This is a genomic window from Vibrio ruber DSM 16370 (genome assembly GCF_900163965.1).
GTDB lineage: Bacteria > Pseudomonadota > Gammaproteobacteria > Enterobacterales > Vibrionaceae > Vibrio > Vibrio ruber.
The window spans coordinates 36,377-57,901 of sequence record NZ_FULE01000027.1 but is presented as its reverse complement, the minus strand read 5'-3'; the positions used below and the strand labels follow the sequence as shown (position 1 = coordinate 57,901).

General features: G+C 45.6%; 20 protein-coding genes. 12 read left to right on the top strand and 8 right to left on the bottom strand.

Features of this window, described 5'->3' with window-relative positions; genetic code table 11:
• The first annotated feature begins 1 nt into the window (after position 1).
• Complete coding sequence (locus tag VR7878_RS09775) at positions 2 to 790, top strand: DUF2927 domain-containing protein (protein ID WP_077335696.1); 789 nt, start codon at positions 2 to 4, stop codon at positions 788 to 790.
• A gap of 96 nt (positions 791 to 886) precedes the next feature.
• Positions 887 to 1,687, top strand: coding sequence for an ABC transporter permease (locus VR7878_RS09770; RefSeq protein ID WP_077335694.1), 801 nt, complete (start codon positions 887 to 889; stop codon positions 1,685 to 1,687).
• Positions 1,688 to 1,990: 303 nt separating this feature from the next.
• On the opposite strand, the gene pgsA is transcribed toward VR7878_RS09770, so the two are convergent.
• From pgsA to VR7878_RS09750, 4 genes are all read right to left on the bottom strand, one after another.
• Positions 1,991 to 2,548 (bottom strand): CDP-diacylglycerol--glycerol-3-phosphate 3-phosphatidyltransferase, encoded by a 558-nt coding sequence (gene pgsA, locus VR7878_RS09765; RefSeq protein ID WP_077335692.1) that lies wholly within the window; start codon positions 2,546 to 2,548, stop codon positions 1,991 to 1,993.
• Positions 2,549 to 2,593: 45 nt separating this feature from the next.
• Positions 2,594 to 4,426, bottom strand: a complete 1,833-nt coding sequence (gene uvrC / locus VR7878_RS09760; RefSeq protein ID WP_077335690.1) for an excinuclease ABC subunit UvrC — start codon at positions 4,424 to 4,426, stop codon at positions 2,594 to 2,596.
• Entirely contained in the window at positions 4,426 to 5,070 is a 645-nt protein-coding gene (gene uvrY, locus VR7878_RS09755) for a UvrY/SirA/GacA family response regulator transcription factor (protein WP_059122692.1), read from the bottom strand. The genes uvrC and uvrY overlap by 1 nt, the downstream gene beginning before the upstream one ends.
• A 390-nt stretch (positions 5,071 to 5,460) precedes the next feature.
• A complete protein-coding gene (locus VR7878_RS09750; RefSeq protein WP_159440449.1) occupies positions 5,461 to 5,772 on the bottom strand; it encodes a hypothetical protein in 312 nt (103 codons plus the stop codon).
• A gap of 134 nt (positions 5,773 to 5,906) precedes the next feature.
• Here VR7878_RS09750 and VR7878_RS09745 point away from each other — a divergent pair, with 134 nt between their 5' ends.
• The gene (locus VR7878_RS09745) at positions 5,907 to 8,300 is read left to right on the top strand and encodes a DNA polymerase II (protein ID WP_077335686.1); all 2,394 of its coding nucleotides are present in this window, start codon (positions 5,907 to 5,909) and stop codon (positions 8,298 to 8,300) included.
• A 17-nt stretch (positions 8,301 to 8,317) separates the two neighbouring features.
• Here VR7878_RS09745 and VR7878_RS09740 read toward each other — a convergent pair whose 3' ends face one another.
• Positions 8,318 to 9,088 carry a nucleotidyltransferase domain-containing protein gene (locus VR7878_RS09740; RefSeq protein WP_077335684.1) on the bottom strand — a complete coding sequence of 257 codons (771 nt, stop codon included), beginning with the start codon at positions 9,086 to 9,088 and terminating at the stop codon, positions 8,318 to 8,320.
• Between the two features lie 253 nt (positions 9,089 to 9,341).
• Here VR7878_RS09740 and efpL point away from each other — a divergent pair, with 253 nt between their 5' ends.
• From efpL to VR7878_RS09725, 3 genes are all read left to right on the top strand, one after another.
• A complete protein-coding gene (gene efpL, locus VR7878_RS09735) occupies positions 9,342 to 9,908 on the top strand; it encodes an elongation factor P-like protein EfpL (protein WP_077335682.1) in 567 nt (188 codons plus the stop codon).
• Positions 9,909 to 9,913: 5 nt separating this feature from the next.
• On the top strand, positions 9,914 to 10,234 hold the full coding sequence (locus VR7878_RS09730) for an HI1450 family dsDNA-mimic protein (RefSeq protein ID WP_077335792.1): 321 nt from the start codon (positions 9,914 to 9,916) through the stop codon (positions 10,232 to 10,234).
• Positions 10,235 to 10,618: 384 nt separating this feature from the next.
• Entirely contained in the window at positions 10,619 to 11,347 is a 729-nt protein-coding gene (locus VR7878_RS09725; protein ID WP_077335679.1) for a DUF3581 domain-containing protein, read from the top strand.
• Positions 11,348 to 11,519: 172 nt separating this feature from the next.
• On the opposite strand, the gene VR7878_RS09720 is transcribed toward VR7878_RS09725, so the two are convergent.
• Both VR7878_RS09720 and ydiJ read right to left on the bottom strand, forming a co-directional pair.
• Positions 11,520 to 11,981: a methyltransferase family protein gene (locus tag VR7878_RS09720; protein WP_077335677.1), complete on the bottom strand. Its 462-nt coding sequence runs from the start codon at positions 11,979 to 11,981 to the stop codon at positions 11,520 to 11,522.
• A gap of 65 nt (positions 11,982 to 12,046) precedes the next feature.
• Entirely contained in the window at positions 12,047 to 15,112 is a 3,066-nt protein-coding gene (gene ydiJ / locus VR7878_RS09715; RefSeq protein WP_077335675.1) for a D-2-hydroxyglutarate dehydrogenase YdiJ, read from the bottom strand.
• A gap of 172 nt (positions 15,113 to 15,284) precedes the next feature.
• Here ydiJ and VR7878_RS09710 point away from each other — a divergent pair, with 172 nt between their 5' ends.
• From VR7878_RS09710 to VR7878_RS09685, 6 genes are all read left to right on the top strand, one after another.
• Entirely contained in the window at positions 15,285 to 16,010 is a 726-nt protein-coding gene (locus VR7878_RS09710; protein ID WP_139344067.1) for a DUF3334 family protein, read from the top strand.
• 228 nt (positions 16,011 to 16,238) lie between these two features.
• Positions 16,239 to 16,922 (top strand): DUF2786 domain-containing protein, encoded by a 684-nt coding sequence (locus VR7878_RS09705; RefSeq protein WP_038178358.1) that lies wholly within the window; start codon positions 16,239 to 16,241, stop codon positions 16,920 to 16,922.
• A gap of 95 nt (positions 16,923 to 17,017) precedes the next feature.
• Entirely contained in the window at positions 17,018 to 17,668 is a 651-nt protein-coding gene (locus VR7878_RS09700; RefSeq protein ID WP_139344070.1) for a YiaD family glycine zipper/OmpA-like lipoprotein, read from the top strand.
• Between the two features lie 68 nt (positions 17,669 to 17,736).
• Entirely contained in the window at positions 17,737 to 18,819 is a 1,083-nt protein-coding gene (locus tag VR7878_RS09695) for a J domain-containing protein (protein WP_139344066.1), read from the top strand.
• 330 nt (positions 18,820 to 19,149) lie between these two features.
• Positions 19,150 to 19,560: a hypothetical protein gene (locus tag VR7878_RS09690; RefSeq protein ID WP_077335669.1), complete on the top strand. Its 411-nt coding sequence runs from the start codon at positions 19,150 to 19,152 to the stop codon at positions 19,558 to 19,560.
• Between the two features lie 249 nt (positions 19,561 to 19,809).
• Positions 19,810 to 20,919 carry a phosphoribosylaminoimidazolesuccinocarboxamide synthase gene (locus VR7878_RS09685; RefSeq protein ID WP_077335667.1) on the top strand — a complete coding sequence of 370 codons (1,110 nt, stop codon included), beginning with the start codon at positions 19,810 to 19,812 and terminating at the stop codon, positions 20,917 to 20,919.
• 73 nt (positions 20,920 to 20,992) lie between these two features.
• Here the strand turns inward: VR7878_RS09685 and VR7878_RS09680 are convergent, their stop codons facing one another.
• Entirely contained in the window at positions 20,993 to 21,370 is a 378-nt protein-coding gene (locus VR7878_RS09680) for a hypothetical protein (protein WP_077335665.1), read from the bottom strand.
• Positions 21,371 to 21,525 lie beyond the last annotated feature (155 nt).

Sequence of the window (21,525 nt, the reverse complement as noted above, 5' to 3'; positions counted from 1 at the left end):
TATGCGATGGCGATTACTGTACGGGTTGATGATGACAATAATGTTCTTCAGCCACACAGTGGTCGCAGCCTTGCCGACATGGGAACGCCCGGCATTTATTGAGAATGCTTTCTTCCATGTCGCACTCGAATACGAATTTACATCGACCACAGCACCGCGTCTGGCTAAATGGTCTCACCCGATTCGCGTGTGGTTCCGGCATGATGTCGGTCATCAGGCATTACACGAAGAAATGGCCCGCCTTCATCTGGCTCACCTCGCCCAACTGACACATCTCCCGATCACGGTTGTTGCCCGGCGTGCCGATGCCAATTTTATTTGGTATTTTACACGCCAGTCTGAGTGGCAAAAAATTATTCGGACGGAGCTGGGGGAAAAAGCCCTAAACAATATCTATGGCTCGGTCTGTATGTTTGGTGTCAAGCTCGACCCCGACAGCCATGAAATCCGTCGGGCAACCGTGATTATTCCTGTCGATCAGGCTCGCTCTCACGGTAAATTACTCGGATGTATTATTGAAGAATCGACTCAGGCACTTGGGCTATTCAATGATTCGGAGCAGGCTTACCCTTCGATATTCAATGACAAAACCCCCGATGATTTCCTGTCTCCTTTGGATATCATATTACTGAAACTCCTCTATGAACCGACGCTTACTTCCGGCATGAGCCCTTCAGTGCTTCAGCCCTTGCTTCAACAGTTATTACTGCAATATCAACAACAAGGTAAACTCAAACAAGCTTTATATCAGTCCAGACATGCACCGATTGTCGAACAGTTCGGCCGGTAAAAGTAACAATCATCGTCAGCATTATTGATTCCAGTTGTGGTGATACGATAAATTCAGATAGAGTAGCCATTCCGTTCACTAATTTAACCGCCTGCAATGAATAGTGTCATTGATATTTCTTGGTGGCAGCTGGCAATATTTAGCCTGACGCTACTGATTCCGCTCGTCATGAGTGTTCGATACCATCTGATGATCGGCAAAGATATTGTTATCTCTGTGTTCCGCATGGGGCTGCAACTGTGCCTTGTCGGTATTTATCTGGAATATTTATTCGCACTCAATAGCCTTATCGTGAATACCTGCTGGTTGTTCATTATTATCGGTGTGGGCGCGAGCGCAATTCTGTCAAAAGCGCATCTGCCGAAACGTCGCTTAATCATCCCGTTGATGACGGGCATGATGATTGGTTTATTCCCCATACTAGCCGTCCTGTGTTTATTGATCGTCCAACCGGTTCCCTTTTACAACACGCAATACATGATTCCTTTAGCAGGAATGTTGATGGGTAACACACTGAGTGGCAATATTGTTGCCCTGCAAAATCTGTTTAGTGCCTATCAAGACCGCAGAAGTGAATATGAGGCGGCGCTCTCTTTAGGTGCCTCCCCTCGTTATGCATCACGGCCATTTATTCAAAATGCAATCCAAAAAGCGAATGCACCCATTTTAGCGTCGATGGCAACCATTGGTTTAGTCACTCTGCCGGGGATGATGACGGGACAAATTTTAGGGGGCGCCTCTCCAATCATTGCCGCCAAATATCAGTTTATGATCATGATTGCGATTTTCGTCATGCTGAATATCTCACTTGCACTATCGATGGAATATATGCTGAAAGCAGTACTGACCAAAGAAGGTAAAGTTCTGGTTCAGTTCAAGAAATCCCCCTCGACTTAATGCGCTAAAACCGTGCACAAAAATGTTCTTTTTTGTGCACCTTCGTTTTTTAAATCAGAAAGTTATTGTTACTCACTGCCTTTAAAACATCTTATCCACAGATTTTGTGGATAACTGGCATGAGTCCGACAATTAGGAAGAAGGTTCAGGCAGGAGAACATGACTTGATTCAGCTGAGACATTAAACCAAGGTCAGTGAATATATTATTTATTTGATATAATTCAATAAGTTGTTATATATCATTAAAAAACCCTGATATGAAAGTAGCCATATCAGGGTCTATCATCAAGAACAGCGTGCGATCAATGATTTTCCTCACTCAGAAGATCATCCTTAGCAGCAAGCAGGTATTGCCACATCGACCAGTAAGTCAAGATCGTTGCGACATAAATTGAGATATATCCTAACCAAATCATCCAGTCATCATAACGCCAAATCAGCGCGAACAATGCAAACATCTGGGTCATGGTTTTTACTTTACCAATCCAAGATACCGCAACGCTTGCCCGCTTACCGATTTCTGCCATCCACTCCCGCAGTGCAGAAATAATAATTTCTCTGGCAATCATCGTGACAGCAGGAATGGTAATCCAGATACTATGAAAGTATTCCGTAATCAAAATCAATGCCGTGGCAACCAACACCTTATCTGCAACGGGATCAATGAAAGCCCCGAAGCGAGAAGTTTGTTGTAATTTTCGCGCAAGCATCCCATCGAGCCAGTCAGTTACACCGGCGATCCAGAAGACAACAGCCGCTGCAAAAGAAGACCAGCTATAAGGTAAATAAAAAGCGACCACAAATACCGGAATGAGGAAAAGTCGAATCAGGGACAATATATTAGGAATATTTAAACGCATATGCTTCGCTCTTATTGTTTGCGCTGTTATGTTGCTGTATTTTCGCTATTGTTTCAATGCTTGATGGATATTTTCTGCCAAAGATCGGCTAATCCCCGGAACTTTGGCGATTTCTTCAACACTGGCGCGTTTTAGTTCTTGTAGCCCGCCCATAAATTGCAACAAAGACTGACGCCGTTTCGGCCCGACACCTTCGATACCTTCCAGTGCACTTGTCCGTCGTGTTTTCCCGCGTTTGTTACGGTGACCGCTAATCGCATGGTTATGACTTTCATCCCGGATATGTTGAATTAAATGTAACGCCGGTGCATCACTCGCCAGATGAAATTCATCGCCTTCAACGGTCAGCAAAGTTTCCAGCCCCGGTTTACGGGTAACCCCTTTGGCAATGCCCATCAATAAAGGGCGTTTGGGCCAATCGTCCCAGTAACGAGAAACAATCTGATGCGCCCGCGCCAGCTGACCTTTACCCCCGTCGATAAAGATAATATCCGGAATTTTATCGACATCGATCTGTTTTGAATAACGCCGCTCGAGAACCTGCCCCATCGCAGCATAATCATCGCCACCGGTAATACCGGTAATGTTATAACGACGATATTCCTGTTTCACCGGCCCTTCCTGATTAAATACCACACAAGATGCAATGGTACTTTCCCCCATCGTATGGGAGATATCAAAACATTCCATCCGTTGAATCTGCTCCATCTCTAACGCGTCTTGAAGTGCTTTAACGCGTTGCAAGATAGTCATGCGATGATTTTGACGGGTGGTGATTGCGGTTTGAGCATTGGTATTCGCCAGTTTCAGGTATCGCCCACGTACGCCTGACGGCTCAGTAAAGAATTGCACTCTTCGCCCGGCCATCTCGGTCAATAATTCCTGAAAAACCTGAACATCATCGAGCAGTCCCCGATTAACAATCACTTTAGTCGGTAGTGTCCGCGACTCATTATGAGAGAGATAATACTGTTTGAGAAAGCTTTCAAATACTTCTTCGTGCGTGGTATTGCCGGGAATTTTCGGGAAGAAACTCCGGCTGCCGAGAATTTTACCCTGCCGAATCATCAACACATGTATACATGCCAAGCCATTTTCCTGGGCAAATCCCAGCACATCGATGTCATCAAGGCTGTCGGCCGAAACAAACTGCTGCTCCTGAATGCGGCGAATGGCCTGAATCTGATCGCGGTATTTTGCAGCATCCTCAAAGCGTAATGCCTGGCTGGCGGATGTCATTCTCTCCACCAGCATTGAGACAACCTGTTGATCTTTACCGCGTAAGAATAACCGCAGATCTTCAACCAGCTCTTGGTAGGATTCATCCGAAATTAAATCCGGCACACACGGGCCAGAACAACGACCAATCTGATACATCAGGCAGGGACGTGTCCGATGGTTGTAGACGGAGTCTTCACATTGGCGAACCGGGAAGATTCTCTGAATTAAATGCAGCGTCTCACGCACTGCACCGGCATCGGGGTAAGGTCCGAAATACTCACCCTTTTTCTTTTTTGCACCACGGTATACCGATACTCTCGGATGCTTGTGGGCGCTCACAAAAATATAGGGATAAGACTTATCATCACGCAATAAGACATTGTATTTAGGCAGGTATTGCTTGATGTAATTATGCTCCAGAATGAGTGCTTCGGTTTCGGTATGCGTCACCGTGACATCGATTCTGGCAATATGGCTGACTAATGCTTTGGTCTTTTCGTTATCCAGCGTTTTGCGAAAGTAACTGGACAAACGTTTTTTGAGATCTTTCGCTTTACCGACATAGATCACCTCAGCCTCGGTGTTATACATTCGATAAACACCGGGCTGATTGGTAACGGTCGCTAAAAAAGAAGAAGGGTCAAATGCTCGAGTCACTACAACGTCTCAGTATCCAGCATTCCGTGTCGTATCGCTAAATGGGTTAACTCGACATCACCGTTAATATCCAGTTTGGCAAACAGGCGATAACGATAGCTGTTAACGGTTTTCGGACTCAAATTCAGCTGTTCTGAAATATCAGTGACTTTTTGCCCTTTGGTGATCATCATCATGATCTGTAATTCACGTTCCGATAAATCGGCAAACGGATTTTCAGACGCAGGTGAAAACTGACTGAGTGCCATTTGCTGTGCAATTTCAGGAGAAATATAACGCTGCCCGCTATGGACAACCCGAATTGCATTCACCATTTCATCCGGCCCGGCACCTTTGGACAAATATCCAGCAGCACCAGCCTGCATCACTTTGGTCGGAAACGGATTTTCCGTATGTACGGTCAGTACAATAATCCGAATATCCGGGTTATAACGCAGTATCTTTTTCGTTGCTTCAAGGCCGCCGATCCCCGGCATATTCATATCCATTAAAACAACATCAACATGGTTATTACGACACCATTTTACAGCTTGTTCACCGCTATCAGCTTCCCCTGCTACGCTCATGCCACGGACGTCTTCAATAATACGTCGAATCCCTGTGCGAACCAGCTCATGATCATCTACAAGGAATACGCTAATCAAACTTGCATCTCCACAATCAATTGGCTCAACACCCAATTGGTTCAACATCATCGGGCAAACACTATCATGTCTGGCCCAAAACCTAACTATTCCCTGACTATGAGCCCAAACAATCGCTTTGGCAAGCACTTCTTTGTCTCTCAGCCTGTTAATCTAAGCGACCTCAAAAACTTGCTTTCGGAGCCGTTCCTCTGTCGCAAAAAGTAAACACAAATTACTTTATAATAAGTAGCTTACATCATAATATCGTAGACTGGATAAAACGTCACCATAAGTAAGTATTCAAAAAAAAACGCCTTGAACGGGTCACTCTCAGCTCCCCTTCCTGGCGCATCAATCCAATTTACAAATTTTCAGGGAATATAATCTTTATTCAACGAATCACATTGACTACAAATCTCGCATCAATGCCTCATACTCCTCATTTGCTTCTTTAATCAAATGATTGAGCTCTTTAGCATCATTATCAGACAACATCACCTGCCAGGGTGAAGATGAATGATGATTCCCAGTCAGTTTGGTTTTCTGACCCGTCTTTTCAAAATGGACATCTTCAAATGCGGAGTGATAACACGCTTCACATGAGTTTAACTCAATGTCAATATGACCAACAGGATTAACCTTCACATGAGCGTGATCTCTGTTTCCGCGATGAACTAATAAGTATTCTCTGTGTACAGTGATCATAGCTCCTCCAGACATGCTGATACCAGACATCCTTATATAGTGTAGAATAAGCACTAAATTTTACCGATAAAACGATAATGAAGATTGATCTGGATTCGATTAATTGATGCAATTATTGTGATCATAAATGACAAAATGAGTAACCAAGCTTGACGCTCCGGAAAGGTTTTCTTTTAACCCGCCATGCCCGGGATATAAACGGCACCACACAGATAGAACTTTGGGCGGCAACCCCTGAAGGGCCGACCCAAATCTTAATCCATCATGAGAAGCCCGTCTGTTTTATCCCGACAACAAAAGCAAAGTATATGGCCCGGAAAGTGACTCAAACGGGCATCTCGGCTGAATTAAAAACACTGCCACTCACAAGCTTTTCCCATGAGCCGCTGACGGCTTGTTATACCAACACACTACAAGATGCGACCCGTATCCATGAGCTCTGCCGTCAGGAAGAGATTGAAGTGCTTGAAAGTGACATCAAACTGGCCGAACGCTACTTGATGGAACGCTTTATTCGGGGAAGCTTTGAATTCACAGGCCAAATGACACAACATGGCAATGTCACCATCGTTCAGGATGCAAAGTGTCGTCAGGGAGATTTTTTACCCACACTCAACGTCGTTTCTCTGGATCTAGAGTGCTCCGAAAAAGGACATTTATACTCGATTGGTTTCGACAGTGAGAAAGATGCTCGGGTCATCATGATCGGTGACCCACAAACGGATGGTCGTGCATCCCCTGATCATGCCGATGATATCCCCGTAATTCAATGGGTTGAAGATGAACGGGCACTTTTGTTGGCGATGGTAGCTTGGTTTCACACCTATGATCCGGACATCATTATTGGCTGGAACGTCATTGATTTCGATTTCCGTCTGTTACATCGCCGGGCAGAAAAACACCATCTGAAACTAATGCTGGGACGCAACCATCAAAGTAGTTACTTCAGAACATCCAATCAATCACAGCAAGGGTTTGTCACAATTCCCGGCCGTGTTGTTCTCGATGGTATTGATACGTTGAAAACAGCAACTTACCAATTCCCATCCTGGTCACTGGAATCAGTATCGCAAACCTTACTCAACGAAGGAAAAGCCATCCATCAGGTACATGACCGAATGGAAGAAATCAACATGATGTTCCGTCATGATAAAACCCGGCTGGCCGTGTATAACCTCAAAGATTGCCATTTAGTAAACCGGATATTTGCCCAGACTCACCTTCTCGACTTTGTCATTCAGCGCTCTCGACTCACCGGTATCGAACTGGATCGAATCGGTGGTTCAGTGGCTTCTTTTACCAATCTTTATTTACCGCAACTCCACCGGGCCGGTTATATCGCACCAAACCTAAGTGCTGCCGATTGGCAAGCCAGTCCGGGTGGTTATGTGATGGACTCCATCCCTAATCTTTACGACTCGGTACTTGTGCTCGATTTTAAAAGTCTGTATCCCTCCATCATCCGTTCTTTCCTGATTGATCCATTAGGGCTGATAGAAGGACTAAAACTCGACGTGGGCCCTGAAGCGCATCAGGCCGTACCCGGATTTCGTGGCGGGCAATTTCACCGTACCCGACATTTTCTGCCACAAATGATCGAGACGCTTTGGGCCGCCAGAGATGAAGCCAAAAAAAATCAGGAAAAAGCGTTCTCTCAAGCAATTAAAATCATCATGAACTCATTTTACGGGGTGCTGGGTTCTTCGGGGTGCCGCTTTTTCGATACCCGACTGGCATCAAGCATTACAATGCGCGGTCACGAAATCATGAAGCAGACAAAAACATTGATTGAAGCGCAAGGTTATCAGGTCATTTATGGCGATACTGACTCGACGTTCGTGTCGTTAGGGAAAGCTTATGCTCAATCGGATGCCGACGACATCGGCCGACAACTTGTTGCGTCGGTGAATCAGTGGTGGAAAACGCATTTATGGGATACCTATCGCTTGAATAGCTTCCTCGAAATCGAATATGAGACCCATTACATCAAATTTTTAATGCCCACGATCCGCGGGGCTGATACCGGTTCCAAAAAACGCTATGCGGGACTGATTCAGACGAATGACGGAGAGCAGCTTATTTTCAAGGGGCTGGAGAGTGCCAGAACGGACTGGACTGAACTCGCCAAACGTTTTCAGCAGCAACTTTATCTGCGGGTTTTCCACGGTGAAAATCCCTGTGACTATATTCGCGAACTTGTTGCCGGCACCCTCGCTGGGCAATACGATCAGGAACTGATCTACCGTAAACGACTACGCCGTAAACTTCATGAATATCAGAAAAATATTCCACCGCAAGTCCGTGCAGCCCGGATGGCCGACGCAATGAATCAGCAACAGAGTAAGCCGCTGCAATATCAAAATAAAGGCGTCATTGAATACGTGATCACCCTCAATGGTCCGGAGCCCGTTGCCTATCAGTCGAGTCAACTTGATTATCAGCACTATATCGATAAACAGCTCAGACCGGTTGCTGATGCAATTCTGCCATTTATCGGCTATCGGTTTGATGAATTAACCCTGCCTCAGTTAGGCCTGTTCTGACAGCGATTAAGCGCCCATCAACCAATTCGGAATTCGGTTTTCTGATACTGTTTGACTAACCATTGCCCGTAATCATCCAGCAGGCCGATCACTGAACGTTTCGGGATCACGCGCGACGTCTTCAGTAATATCCCCAGTCGTTCGATATCGGTTTGCCGCTCCGGATGATAGTGAAGAAACTGCGCTCCGCAAGCAACGGGGTCGTCAAACCATTGCTTGTCGCGATACATCACCAGAGAATAGCTGGCACGGAGTAATTTTTTAGCGATACGCTGCTGGGCTTGCACCTGTTCTTCCGGAGAGTTCGCTTTCGCGATTTTATCCCGGTAGTAACTGACCCAGTCCGCAACATCCATATTCCAGAACTTGGCGATTTCCCAGCTCGGCTCATAATGACCAAAACACTCCGCTAAATCCGGGCCATAAATGCAAACAGAACAATGGCGAAGCAGAAATCCCCATGAAAACAGGCTATCGAGCGATGCCACCTCTTCGACCAAAGCCGTTTCAATGGACACATCAGTGACAAACGGATAGTCCTTTTTAAAACGCCAGCGTAATGTATTGAAAATCGTCGTTTTCTGATTGTCAAAATGGCGATGCGTCACGACGACAACATCGATATTTGAATGCCCGGGAGAAGCGGTTTTTCGAGCGACACTGCCGTATATGTAGACGCTGTGTAAATTATCTTTCAGCCCGGCTCTTAAATAAGCAATCAGGGAGCTGACGACAGGCTGATACTGCGGCTGAAAAGGAGTGTTCGGATTAATCACTGGTAATTGCATAACCGGAATATGTCATGATAAAAACTCAAAAAATGCAGTTGAAAAGCACCGCTATCATACACGAATCGTTGCGCTAAAAGATATTATAAAAGATAGCGACCTCAATTTTTTTGTCCCCCTCCCCCTCACTCAACATCGGTCTGAAGCGCTTGGCAGCGACGTTTCTTCTAAAAGAAGAGAACAAGAGATGATCAACGCACTTGAGTCAGTATATAATCGGCTTTTCTCAAATCAATCCATGTAAGGAAAAGCAATGCCGAAGGCAAGTGAAATTAAAAAAGGCTTTGTCATCGATACCAATGGCAAAATGTTATTGGTGAAAGATATTGAAATTACAACCCCCGGCGGCCGTGGCGGTGCAAAAATCTATAAGTTTCGCTGTAACGATTTAACCACCGGCGCCCGGGTCGATGAGCGCTTTAAATCTGATGATGTTCTTGAAACGGTTGATATGACCAAACGTCCGATCAGTTTTTCGTATATCGACGGTGATGAATATATCTTCATGGATACCGAAGATTTTACCCAATACACATTTAAACACGATGACATCGCTGACGAGTTACTCTTCATTAATGAAGAGACTCAAGGGCTATATGCGGTACTCGTTAATCAACAAGTGGTTGCATTGGATCTCCCCGCATCGGTTGAATTGGTGATTGAAGAGACTGACCCGTCGATTAAAGGCGCTTCAGCATCAGCAAGAACCAAACCGGCGCGTTTTGCAACTGGCTTGGTGGTTCAGGTACCTGAATATATCGCAACGGGTGACCGCGTTGTCGTCAACACTACAGAACGTAAATTCATGAACCGGGCATAATGCAAATGGATAAACTCATTTCTTACGATGACGCCATCGATACAGCTTACGATATCTTTCTCGAAATGGCTCCGGATAATCTCGAACCTGCAGATATTATTCTGTTTACGGCACAATTTGATGATCGCGGCGCGGCCGAGTTGGTCGATGTCAAAGACGACTGGAATAACCAGGTTGGTTTTGATGTCGATAAAGAAACTTATGCTGAAGTTCATATCGGTCTGGTCAACGAAGAAAATGATACCTTAGATGATGTTTTCGCTCGGATGTTGATTAGCCGGGATCCGGAACATAAGTTTTGCCATATATTCTGGAAACGAGACTAACGGAAACGGCTGAACACTGAGTTGCGGTTGCCGGACAGGTAACCGCAGCTTATTGGTGTGCACAAGTATTTCACATCATTACACCATGTCTGCGATTGTTCCCCCACATAACACTGCTGCACTCCCCCCGATATATTCAGACAGGCTTGACACAATACATTATGCAATTGGTATTTTATTAGTTAACTTGTTTCAATTCTGTGTAATGTAAAAAATACCAGTGAAATCAATGAAATTGACAAAATATTGACACCCACACCCTGACAAACTACACTAGCCGCGGATAGTTTCTCGTGGTCTGTACTTAATCTTGATCTGGATAGACCATTTTTTTGCTAAAAATCGTATATAATTGCTGTCAGTTTTGACTGCTTACTATTAAATATGTTCCTAAATCCTTATTTCTCAAGCAATAACCATCAGTTTCAATTTACACGCCAGCAAGCAAGCCACTTTGCTAAAAAAGTTGCCGGTGATTTCAATCCTATTCACGACGAGGATAACAGACGCTTTTGTGTGCCCGGTGACTTACTCTTTGCGGTGCTATTGAAAAAAGAAGGGATTAGCCAGAACATGAAATTTAAATTTTCTGGTATGGTCGGAGAAGAGACACCGCTGCATATCGAAAATACCCAAGGTCAGGAAAGTGCCGTCGTTGATGAAAACGGCAAAGAATACCTTCATATGAGTCGTGACGGGGAAGTCAGCCACAATGACGCATTCATCGAACATTTCGTTACCAGTTATGCCCGTTTTTCCGGAATGAACTTTCCCCATTTGCTTGTCCCGCTGATGAAAGATAAAAATGTGATGATTAACTGTGATCGTCCGTTGATCATGTATGAAAGTATGGAAGCGACGTTCACTCACCTTGATTTGACACATCCGACCGTCGAACTTAGTCATACCACATTCGATGTGGACGGAAAACGCGGCCTCGTCACGTTGCATTTTAATTTCATCAATCACGATCAGATTGTTGGTCAGGGAACCAAACGCTTGGTCGTCAGTGGCCTACGCCCTTATGACGACAATGCCATTGACAATCTGGTTGCCCGATTCCATGAGCTTAAAAATGCATTTCAGGCGCGAATTGCCGGTCAGGCAGCCTGATAGCGATAGCAATCCGGACAAAAATCGGAGCGGATACACTGTCATCATCAGATAAATGCTCCCCTCGTCAAAATACTTGCTGATCAACATAAAAAAACCGCTGTATATCTCAGCGGTTTTTGTTTTTTTAAGGTGCCGGTTCATAATACAACCCGGTGTGACAACGCGCTCATCATAGCCAGCGACGAACTCGTTGCAGATAAACGCGGTAAGGCTCGCCAAAGCGAGCCGCTAATATCCGCTCTTCAGGTATAATCTGAAAATAGGTCATATACATCACGAATCCGATGATCCAAATCAGCCCGATGAAACTTCCCAGCCAATACACATCCGCGATCAGAATGAGTACCAGTCCCAGATACATCGGGTTACGGGAAAATCGAAACACACCGTGTGTGACCACCGTTGCAGCTAAGTCAGGCCGCACCGGATTCACCGTTGTTCTGACCCGGTAAAAAGTGAACAAAGCAGATAATCCCAGCCAACCGGACAATAATAAACATCCGATAACCACACCCCAGCGAAACGGTAATTCAACCGAACCCGGTAACCACCAGCTTCCCAAATGAATCAACATCAGCGCAACAACAAAGACAATCACGGGGGGCACTTTCAATGCTAAACGTTCGGTCATAAATTCTCCCGGCCTGTTCTCATCGTCACATCACCTGCGACACTCCCGGTCTCAGCAAGCACAGCTTATCCCCGGAGTGCGGGCTCCTGAAGATGTGTAAGCAGCGCCTGTAACGGGTGTTTGGGTTTGATCTTCTCAAACCGCTTCACCTGACTCCGACATGAATATCCCGTCGCCAGACAACGTTCCGCCGGCAACTGTTCAAAATTTGGTTGCCAACTCAATCCATAGATATCTTTTGACATCTCAAATTTATCCGCTTCATGCCCGAAAGTTCCGGCCATCCCACAACAGCCGACAGCAACCGGTTCAAGTTTGGCACCAAAGTGACTGAAAATCATCGTCCACTCTTTCTCACTATTCGGCAACTTGGTTTTTTCAGTACAGTGTGAAAAAAGATACCACGGGGTCTCTGCTGATGGCTGAAACGACTCGATATGGAATTCAGCTAAACGTGGCGCCATCCATTCATGAACACTCAAAACCTGAAATTCGCCGCGTTGTTCCCCCAAAATTTCCTGATACTCATCGCGGTAACACAACACGGTGGCAGGATCGACACCAACCATCGGAATCCCCAGTTCAGCAACCTCACGGAGAAACGCAGCAGTTGAACCGGCCGTTGCCGTAAACTGTTTGAGGAACCCCTTCACATGTTGTGCTTTACCGTTGGGTTTAAACGGCAGCAGCACCGGATGTTTGCCTAACCGGATCACTAATTCAATAAAGTCATCGACCACATCCGCATCGTAATAGCTGGTAAACGGATCCTGAACAATGATGACATAGTCCTGACGCAGAGATTCAGGAATTTGAGCCAGCCCGTCAGAATGATAAGGAATCAGTGCCTTATGACGAACCCGTTTGGCAAGTGTCGGCACCGTCAGCAAAGGCGCATCAATGTAACCCATTGTCGAACGTGTAAGGCGTTGCATCCACTGCTGTGATAAAACACCATTCACTAACGTGGGCACTTTTGCCATCAGCGGCAGCATGGTTTCAATATTGGCAACCAGATAATCTTTGGCAGGGCGCGGATAGCGGGTATGGTAAAGATTCAGAAAACGGGCACGGAAACTCGGCACATCCACTTTAATCGGACATTGGCTGGCACAGGCTTTACAAGCCAGACACCCATTCATCGCTTCATAAACTTCATGAGAAAAATCACCGTCTTGCTCTTTCTTCCAAGCATGGCGAATCCGATCAATCAGCGTTTTCACCGATAACGTCGAGTTCAAGGTTTGTCGTTCTAAATCAAGAATATCAATCCCCTGTTCAGTTAGCTGACGCAACCATTCGCGAACTAATCCGGCCCGGCCTTTAGGAGAATGACGTCGATCTGCTGTCACTTTCATTGAGGGGCACATCGGAGAGCTGGTTTCATAATTAAAACAGAGGCCATTGCCGTTACATTCCATCGCCTGCTTGAAACTGTCACGCACCTGAATATCGATTTGGCGATCAAAATAACCCCGTTTGACATCCGAGACTTTCACCAGTTGATGATCACTATCCAGCGGGGTACAGATTTTCCCCGGATTCATCTGATTATGCGGGTCAAAAGCAGCCTTAACACGCCGGAGTTCCTGAAACAGTTCTTCACCGAAGAATTCCGGACCATACTCAGAACGATAGCCTTTACCGTGCTCTCCCCACATCAAACCGCCGTATTTGGCAACCAGTTTGACCACTTCATCCGAAATGCGGTGCATCATTGCTTCTTGTTGCGGATCGCACAGATCTAATGCAGGACGTACATGTAAGACTCCGGCATCCACATGGCCAAACATCCCGTAAGCCAGTGATTTAGAATCGAGCAAGGTGCGAAATTCAGCAATAAAATCGGCCAGATTCTCAGGCGGAACACAGGTATCTTCAGTAAACGCGACGGGTTTAGCCCGCCCCTGCGCAGCCCCGAGTAAACCAACGGCTTTCTTTCTCATATTGTAAATACGATTGATACTGGCCAGATCCTGACAGACCTGATAGCCGATAATACCCGCAGCTTCACTTGCTATCATCTGATCGAGTTTGTCAGTCAACGCCTGAACCTGAGACTCGATTTCAGCCAGATCCTGGCCTGCGTATTCAACAATATTAATCCCCTGCATCTCTTGGCCGGGGACATCAGACAACAAATCTTTGACGCTGTGCCAGACAATATCCTGTTTTGCCAGATTCAACACTTTCGAATCGACCGTTTCGACAGATAAGGCCTGTGCTTCTACCATCAATGGCGCATTTCTGAGTGCCGATTCAAAGCTGTTATACTTGACATTGACCAGCACCCGCACCTTGGGAATCGGTGTTAAATTCAGCTTGGCCTCGGTAATAAATGCCAACGATCCTTCAGCGCCACACAAAACGCGCGTGAAATTAAACGTATCATTGGCCTCATCGAGTGCGTTTTTCAGGTCATACCCTGTCAAAAACCGATTCAAAGGCGGAAATTTATCCAGAATCTGCGCGCGTTTTTCCCGACAAACGGATTCCGTAACTGCCAGTGCGTTGGCCGCATAGGTCGATTGTTGCGGTAAGCCAGCCGACAGATCAGTTTCCAGAATCGAACCATCAGCGAACACGGCTTGTAATGACAAGACATGATCCGAGGTTTTGCCATATTTGAGCGATCCTTGTCCCGATGCATCGGTGTTTATCATGCCGCCGAGCGTCGCCCGGTTACTGGTAGAAAGGTCAGGAGAAAAGAAATAGCCATAAGGTCTGACAGCATCATTGAGTTGATCTTTGATCACCCCGGCCTGCACCCGGACCCATCCTTCTTCAGGATTGATTTCGAGAATATTGTTCATATGGCGGGATAAATCGACGACTATGCCTTTCGTCAACGATTGTCCATTCGTCCCTGTTCCACCGCCGCGAGCCGAAAAAGTCACGGTTTTATAAACCGATTTCGCACTCATTTTCCCTATCAGCGCAACATCTTCTGTAGTTTTGGGATGAATGACTGCTTGCGGTAACTGCTGATAAACACTATTGTCTGTAGACACCGCAAGACGGCTTGAATAATGGGTTTCTATATCACCGGAAAATCCGTGAGATTCAAGCTCTTGTAAAAATTGGAATATGACGGGATCAATATCGGATTGATGGTGAAGTCTCGGTAACATTTGCTTCCTGTCCGTACGACGCTGACTTCAATGCAGCGATGGGTTAAATACTTTTTTGTTCTTGATCTTTGAATCAGGTCACTTTACAACATTTAAAGAGGCGATTAAAACAGAATCTCGGTTCAAGAATAGGAAAAGGCATGATGTGATGCCTTGTTGTTGAAATATTTTGATGGACAATCATATGAAAAAAAGTCAAGTAGTCACCACAGAAGATATTCTGCTGATGTTGTGCCAGTCTGTTTCTAAGGTGCTTACGACAGCAACCGCTTCGCAGATTCATTATTCTGCTATGGTTCAGAAAATTAACAAAACTGCACTCAAGCCTGATTTTGGTTGTTTTGTGCTTTTCGATGGCGGGTTTACCGGATTGGTTGTCATTAACTTCAATGCTAAAGCGGCACTGGAGATTTATAGTAATTACATGCGTAATATGGGAATGCCGGAAGAAGAACTGGCCGTACTGCATACATCAGACGAGGTCGGTGACGTACTCGGCGAACTGATGAATCAACTCGTGGGTGATTTCACCAATAAAGTCCGCAAAGAACTACAAACCAATATTACCCAAAACCAGCCGAAAATGCTGTCACTCAACAAACAGGTTCTGCTGTCTGTTGATACCAATCTCGATCGTCCTCAGGCTCGTCGGGTGACCTTCTCTACTGAAAAAAACAACATTTTCTATCTTGAGCTTGCAATGGACAAAACCGAATTCATTCAGTTGGAAGAGTTTGACGTTTCTGAAGATGAAAATCCAGACGATATTCTGGAATCAACATGGCAACAATCGGCTCACAAGTCATCCACGCAAGTGTCCGATAATCGTCAGAAAAATCAAGATGAACAACAGGATAACGCCAACGCTACCGATTTACTCGATCAACTCGGCCTATAAGCGAGCGCCCCACTCTCAAGCAATTTTATCCGGATAAAGTCGCTTTTATCCGGATCCACTTTCACGCCATCAAGCACAGAAAACCCATCGTTATATTGATATTCGTATTCGGTACTCTCAACCCAGAATCTTCATGCGCTGCAACCGACGACTACCTTTTCATTTCCCGTCAGAAAAGTTAGAATGGCGAACTTTGCTGTACATCTCAACTCCCTATATTTCAGGTCAATGAATAAAGAAAAAGCCCTTAAAAAAATAGCCAAATGCTTGGAACTTGGTAATTCCGCTAATGTGAATGAGGCGGCAAGTGCCATCAAAATGGCGCATAGCCTGATGTTAAAATATGGTCTGCATAAAGATGATATTGAATTCATCAAAATGGGGAAAACCCAGTCATCTCACCTGCTTCCCACGCAAATCAGCAGTCATTTGCTGCGTATTATTCGCGGCATCAACACCAAGTTTGGTGTTGAAGCAGTATTGCTGAATCATAAGGGGCTCAAAAGAGCAGAATTTATCGGTGAAGCGGATCGCGCTATTTTCGCTGCTTTTGCTTTTGATGTGATTTACCGGGAAATGAACGAACAGACGGGACAATTCCGTAATAGTTTTGCCGGTAGTGGTACATCGACACAAGAAGTGTCGCGCCGGGTGAACTCTTTTGTCTCCGGCTGGATCGAAGGCGCACTGGAAAAACTACCGGATATCACCCCCGATCAGGATTCCGCAGATAAGATCAACAGCTATATTGATCGAGAATTCCAGAACATTGACCGAGAGACTTTTAAGAAACAGCTCAAAGAGGCGATGAAAAATTTGACCGAAGATTACGAAACCGGATTGAAAAAAGGACGTAAAATTTCTGTCAACAGACCGATTGATGGTGCACAGGCACCAAAATTATTGAAATAATTCATCCGAATTATTGTCTACAATGTGATAGATAATTTTGATTCATAATATGAGAATAACAATCAGGGAGTATCTCAGTGAAACGAACCATTATTATGCTTTCTCTGCTCTCGCTACTGGCCGGGTGCGAGGCAACACAAAGGCAGAATGCAACAACGGGTGAAAACGAAACCAATTCAACCACAAAAGGCGCATTGATTGGTGCGATTTCAGGAATTGCCGTTGGCCTCGCCTCCGGTGACAACGCCAGAGAACGGCGACAACGAGCACTCGTTGGTGCTGCCGGAGGAGCCGCTATCGGTGGTGGTGTCGGCTACTACTTTGACAAACAGGAAGCCGCATTAAGACGTTCTCTTGTCAATTCGGGCGTTCAGGTTGAGCGTGTAGGAGAACATCAATTACGTTTACGCATGGAAAACGGGATCGGCTTTAATACCAACGATTACCACCTCAATGCTTCGATTCACAATACATTAAACGGTGTGGCCAAAATTTTAGTCGAATATCCCGAGACCAGTTTAGTCATTGAAGGTCATACCGATAGCACCGGTAGTGACCGCACCAACCAAGTATTATCAGAAAAACGGGCAGAATCGGTACGCCAGTATCTTGTCTCGCAAGGTGTTGCTCCCGGTCGGGCTATTGCCCGGGGTATTGGTGAGCGCCGTCCGCTGTGCACCAACAGCACCCCACAGGGAAGACAGTGTAACCGACGGGTTGAAATACAGATCCTACCGCTGAAATAAACTGACACCTATTCCGGATCAGATGTTACGCTGACTCCGGAATATCAACCTTCGGGATCGGAGTGCCATTGAGATTATTACTGATAGGTTTGCTGCTGTTGCTCTCATCTGCTCATGCAGCCGACATCAATTCCCTGCGTCAACAGGCTATCTTGCGTGACAGAGACGCCCAGTATCAACTTGCCTTGCATTATCAACAGGGCCAAGGTGTCAAAGCTGATGCTAAACAAGCATTTTACTGGATGGAACAAGCCGCAGAAAACGGCCATACGCAGGCACAACTACAGGTCGCGAATGCCTATCTCAATGGCAGCAATGGTGTCACACCGGATCAGACCCAAGCAATTTATTGGCTGACCCGGTTGGCGACGCAAGGCGATGCTTCAGCACAACTCAGGCTCGGGCAACTCTATGAACGAGTGACAGAGCTATCGGGTGAAACCCAAGCCCTGATCTGGTATCGGATTGCCGGGCTATCCGACCCAACCGCAGAACAACGCTATAGCCAGTTACTCGAACAACAGTTCAATCATCGCAGAATGAAAGAGATTTCTCAGCGGAAGGCACTTGAGGGCACTCAAACCACAACTTCTGTATCTCCTCTGCCTAAAAGCGCGCAAATCGATACCACCCAAATCACTCTGACCCAAATTGTATCCGGTATCATCGGAGCATTTCTATTACTGGCAGTAACATTACTGGGCATTGCTTATGCCCGGCTCAAAAAGCGACTCAAAAAACAGCTCAGCACAGCGGAATCCATATCCCCTGAGCTTCAGCCACACCCATCGGAACCTGCCCCGATTCAGTCCGGCACTAATATGCAACAGCACAAAATCAAACAGCAGGAACAAACGATTCGCAAACAAAAGCAACAGATGACGATGCTGTTTCAGGAGCTGAAACGCTTACAGCAGGCACAACCCAAACAGCAACCCCAACCAGCCCGGGTAGAGAACCTCGATCTGGCATGTGCCTTATTTGGTTTTTCAACCACAGCTATTCCGGATATCAAACACATCAAACTGCGTTATAAACAGCTAAGCAAAATCTATCACCCCGATATGAAGGGCAGCGATGAAGAGATGAAACGTTTAAATCAAGCACTAAAATCTCTTTTAGCTCATCAGCAAAAAACCTCCACGCAATAAGTCCCCGAATCGTGTCTGTATAGTGGCACCTTTACTGTAGCCAATAAATTGAATCAGCTCGTAAGAAACCGATTGATAACGTCACTCAAAGCGTATTAATTCACAACTCGTGTCCTCCCTAATTTTCTGTTTGCCTCATCCCTTTTGACTTCAGATTTAGTCAGACCACACACGTATCTCACCGCTATATCAGTTCGCATTCACGGCAAAGAAATAGTCATAATGAGATCTTGATAACAGAAAAGTACAAATTTAAGCCAATTGGTACTTGATCAGTCATCCAATATAAAATACTGTATATATGAACAGCATGTATAGGGAAACAGTATTATGCGTTTGTTGAATGATTTTATGAACTCATCCGGAGCCCCCCACTATGTCGGTCGTCATACACCCAAAGGTGCGACCCGGCACTGTGTCATGGAAAGCTCGCTTTATGATCGTTTGGCGCAACTCTCTCGACTGCCACAGTGGATTCTGGTTACCTCTGAATCCTACCGGCCTGATCTGCGCGCCCTTGACTCATATAAGATTCCGAGCCATCAAGTCGTGCAACTGAGACCCTCACGGACAATGGATGAATATCATGTAATCCGCAAAGCGATTCTATCGGGCAATGCCTGTGCCATCGTCGCTTCGCAACAGCTTACGGAACAAGCACAAACACGACTCATCCAACTGGGGCAACAATATCACTGTGAGGTTTTCTTTGTGGCAGAGTCCAACCGTCACTATCACTAGGGGCTGTTGAGAAACACCGTACACCAACCTATACGACGCTCACTATTTCTTTCAGACTTGGGGGATTTTTGAACTGCGACCGCGGAAAAATATCCCCCTTAAAGCAAACGTTTGCTTTTTCTCTGGCAGTGAAAAATAGTTCTGGTATGATGCGCTCAGAAATCGGATATCCCGTGATGACTTCACTTTGTGTCTGGTTAACGGGTATCTGTCAGTTGAACCGATTACTTTTTAGATAGGAATGTCTGAATGAGCCTCGCCGATCAAATTCTCGCCGTCAATGACGACCTCCCCATTCGCACCAGTAAACCCGTTCACAGTGGAAAAGTGCGTTCCGTTTACTGGTTAACTGAAGAAGATAGCCGCCGCCTGATTCAACAAAAAGGTTACAACGTCGCAGCGGATGCCCCGCTGGCGATTATGGTGATTAGTGACCGCATCTCTGCTTTTGATTGTATCTGGCACGCTGAAGGTGATGTTGCCGGGGTTCCGGGAAAAGGCGCCGCACTGAACGCAATTTCCAATCACTGGTTCGAACTGTTTCGTCAACAGGGTCTGGCAGACAGTCATATCCTTGATATTCCCCATCCGTTCGTCTGGATCGTTCAAAAAGCCACTCCAATTAAAATTGAAGCAATCTGTCGCAACTACATTACCGGTTCAATGTGGCGAGCCTATGAAAAAGGTGAGCGGGAGTTTTGTGGGATTCAGCTTCCCGAAGGGTTAGAAAAAGATAAGCAACTGCCTGAGATGCTGATCACGCCATCGACCAAAGGTATTCTCAAAGGGATTCCCGGTGTGCCAGAGGCCGATGATGTCAATATCAGCCGCCAAGATATCGAAGCAAACTACGCTGCATTTAACTTCCGTCGTCCGGCTGATATCGATTTATATGAGAAGTTACTCAAAGAAGGCTTTGATGTGATCAGTCAGGCGCTTGCGGATATCGATCAGATCTTCGTTGATACCAAATTTGAATTTGGTTATGTCACCGATGCTCAGGGGCAAGATAAACTCATTTATATGGATGAAGTCGGTACACCGGATTCCTCAAGAATCTGGGATGCTCAGCAATATGTGGCCGGCAATATTGTCGAAAATTCAAAAGAAGGCTTCCGTCAATTTTTGCTGAACTACTTCCCTGACCCGGATATTTTGCTCAACAAGACGCGGATGCCTGAACGAGAAGCTCTCGCCAGAGATAATGCCTTACCATTAAAAGCATTACTGGACGTATCTGAAACTTATACCGGTATTGCCGAGAAGATTACGGGTCAGCCGATTCACCTGAGTGACAACCCCAAACAAGAAATTATTGAAATACTTGACCGTGAATATGGCCTGATTCAGCATTCATAATGCCCGGCTGAACAATAATCTTATCCGCTCATCGCGACACTGACGATGAGCGGATTCAAATTACGGTTTGCTTTTACCACTCAATCAACAGTTCGTCAGCCTCTGTCATCTGAGTCGCATGACACCCCAGCCTTTCTATCTCATGTAGCTGTTGTGTATCTAAGGCATAAGGCATCATCACTTGTAACGTATTAATACCTTCCGCTTTTGCTAACTTTGACAAGATCATCAGATTTTCTTGATCACTACGTCCCAATGACAGATTTTGGAGGGCTTTCTTCCACAAACGTTCATCCGGGGCTAATCTCTGACCAGCCATTTGCGGTGTTTCATCATGCACAATATGCTCTATATGAAAAAAGACTTCAAACAGTGTCCATTGTTTATGACATGCAGCGTCCAGGAATGCGGTGTAATCAAATACTCCCCGGACTCGGCTCGGTTGAATCATTTCGTCCCCCACGAAAGTGACAGCACCATAGACACACTATGATCCGACAATCCGGTTATAGCAATAGAATATAAGAAAACGATATTTTATGACCGAAAACATATATATAATTGCTCTATCAGATGCATATAAATAACAACTGTTGAACAAATATT

What these genes read in the sequence shown, in the direction of transcription:
- VR7878_RS09775 (WP_077335696.1), top strand. Translation starts at nt 2, where the DNA reads ATGCGATGGCGATTACTGTACGGGTTGATGATGACAATAATGTTCTTC.
- VR7878_RS09770 (WP_077335694.1), top strand. Translation starts at nt 887, where the DNA reads ATGAATAGTGTCATTGATATTTCTTGGTGGCAGCTGGCAATATTTAGC.
- pgsA (WP_077335692.1), bottom strand. Translation starts at nt 2,548, where the DNA reads ATGCGTTTAAATATTCCTAATATATTGTCCCTGATTCGACTTTTCCTC.
- VR7878_RS09750 (WP_159440449.1), bottom strand. Translation starts at nt 5,772, where the DNA reads ATGTCTGGAGGAGCTATGATCACTGTACACAGAGAATACTTATTAGTT.
- VR7878_RS09740 (WP_077335684.1), bottom strand. Translation starts at nt 9,088, where the DNA reads ATGCAATTACCAGTGATTAATCCGAACACTCCTTTTCAGCCGCAGTAT.
- efpL (WP_077335682.1), top strand. Translation starts at nt 9,342, where the DNA reads ATGCCGAAGGCAAGTGAAATTAAAAAAGGCTTTGTCATCGATACCAAT.
- VR7878_RS09730 (WP_077335792.1), top strand. Translation starts at nt 9,914, where the DNA reads ATGGATAAACTCATTTCTTACGATGACGCCATCGATACAGCTTACGAT.
- VR7878_RS09725 (WP_077335679.1), top strand. Translation starts at nt 10,619, where the DNA reads ATGTTCCTAAATCCTTATTTCTCAAGCAATAACCATCAGTTTCAATTT.
- VR7878_RS09720 (WP_077335677.1), bottom strand. Translation starts at nt 11,981, where the DNA reads ATGACCGAACGTTTAGCATTGAAAGTGCCCCCCGTGATTGTCTTTGTT.
- ydiJ (WP_077335675.1), bottom strand. Translation starts at nt 15,112, where the DNA reads ATGTTACCGAGACTTCACCATCAATCCGATATTGATCCCGTCATATTC.
- VR7878_RS09710 (WP_139344067.1), top strand. Translation starts at nt 15,285, where the DNA reads ATGGACAATCATATGAAAAAAAGTCAAGTAGTCACCACAGAAGATATT.
- VR7878_RS09705 (WP_038178358.1), top strand. Translation starts at nt 16,239, where the DNA reads ATGAATAAAGAAAAAGCCCTTAAAAAAATAGCCAAATGCTTGGAACTT.
- VR7878_RS09700 (WP_139344070.1), top strand. Translation starts at nt 17,018, where the DNA reads ATGCTTTCTCTGCTCTCGCTACTGGCCGGGTGCGAGGCAACACAAAGG.
- VR7878_RS09690 (WP_077335669.1), top strand. Translation starts at nt 19,150, where the DNA reads ATGCGTTTGTTGAATGATTTTATGAACTCATCCGGAGCCCCCCACTAT.
- VR7878_RS09685 (WP_077335667.1), top strand. Translation starts at nt 19,810, where the DNA reads ATGAGCCTCGCCGATCAAATTCTCGCCGTCAATGACGACCTCCCCATT.
- VR7878_RS09680 (WP_077335665.1), bottom strand. Translation starts at nt 21,370, where the DNA reads ATGATTCAACCGAGCCGAGTCCGGGGAGTATTTGATTACACCGCATTC.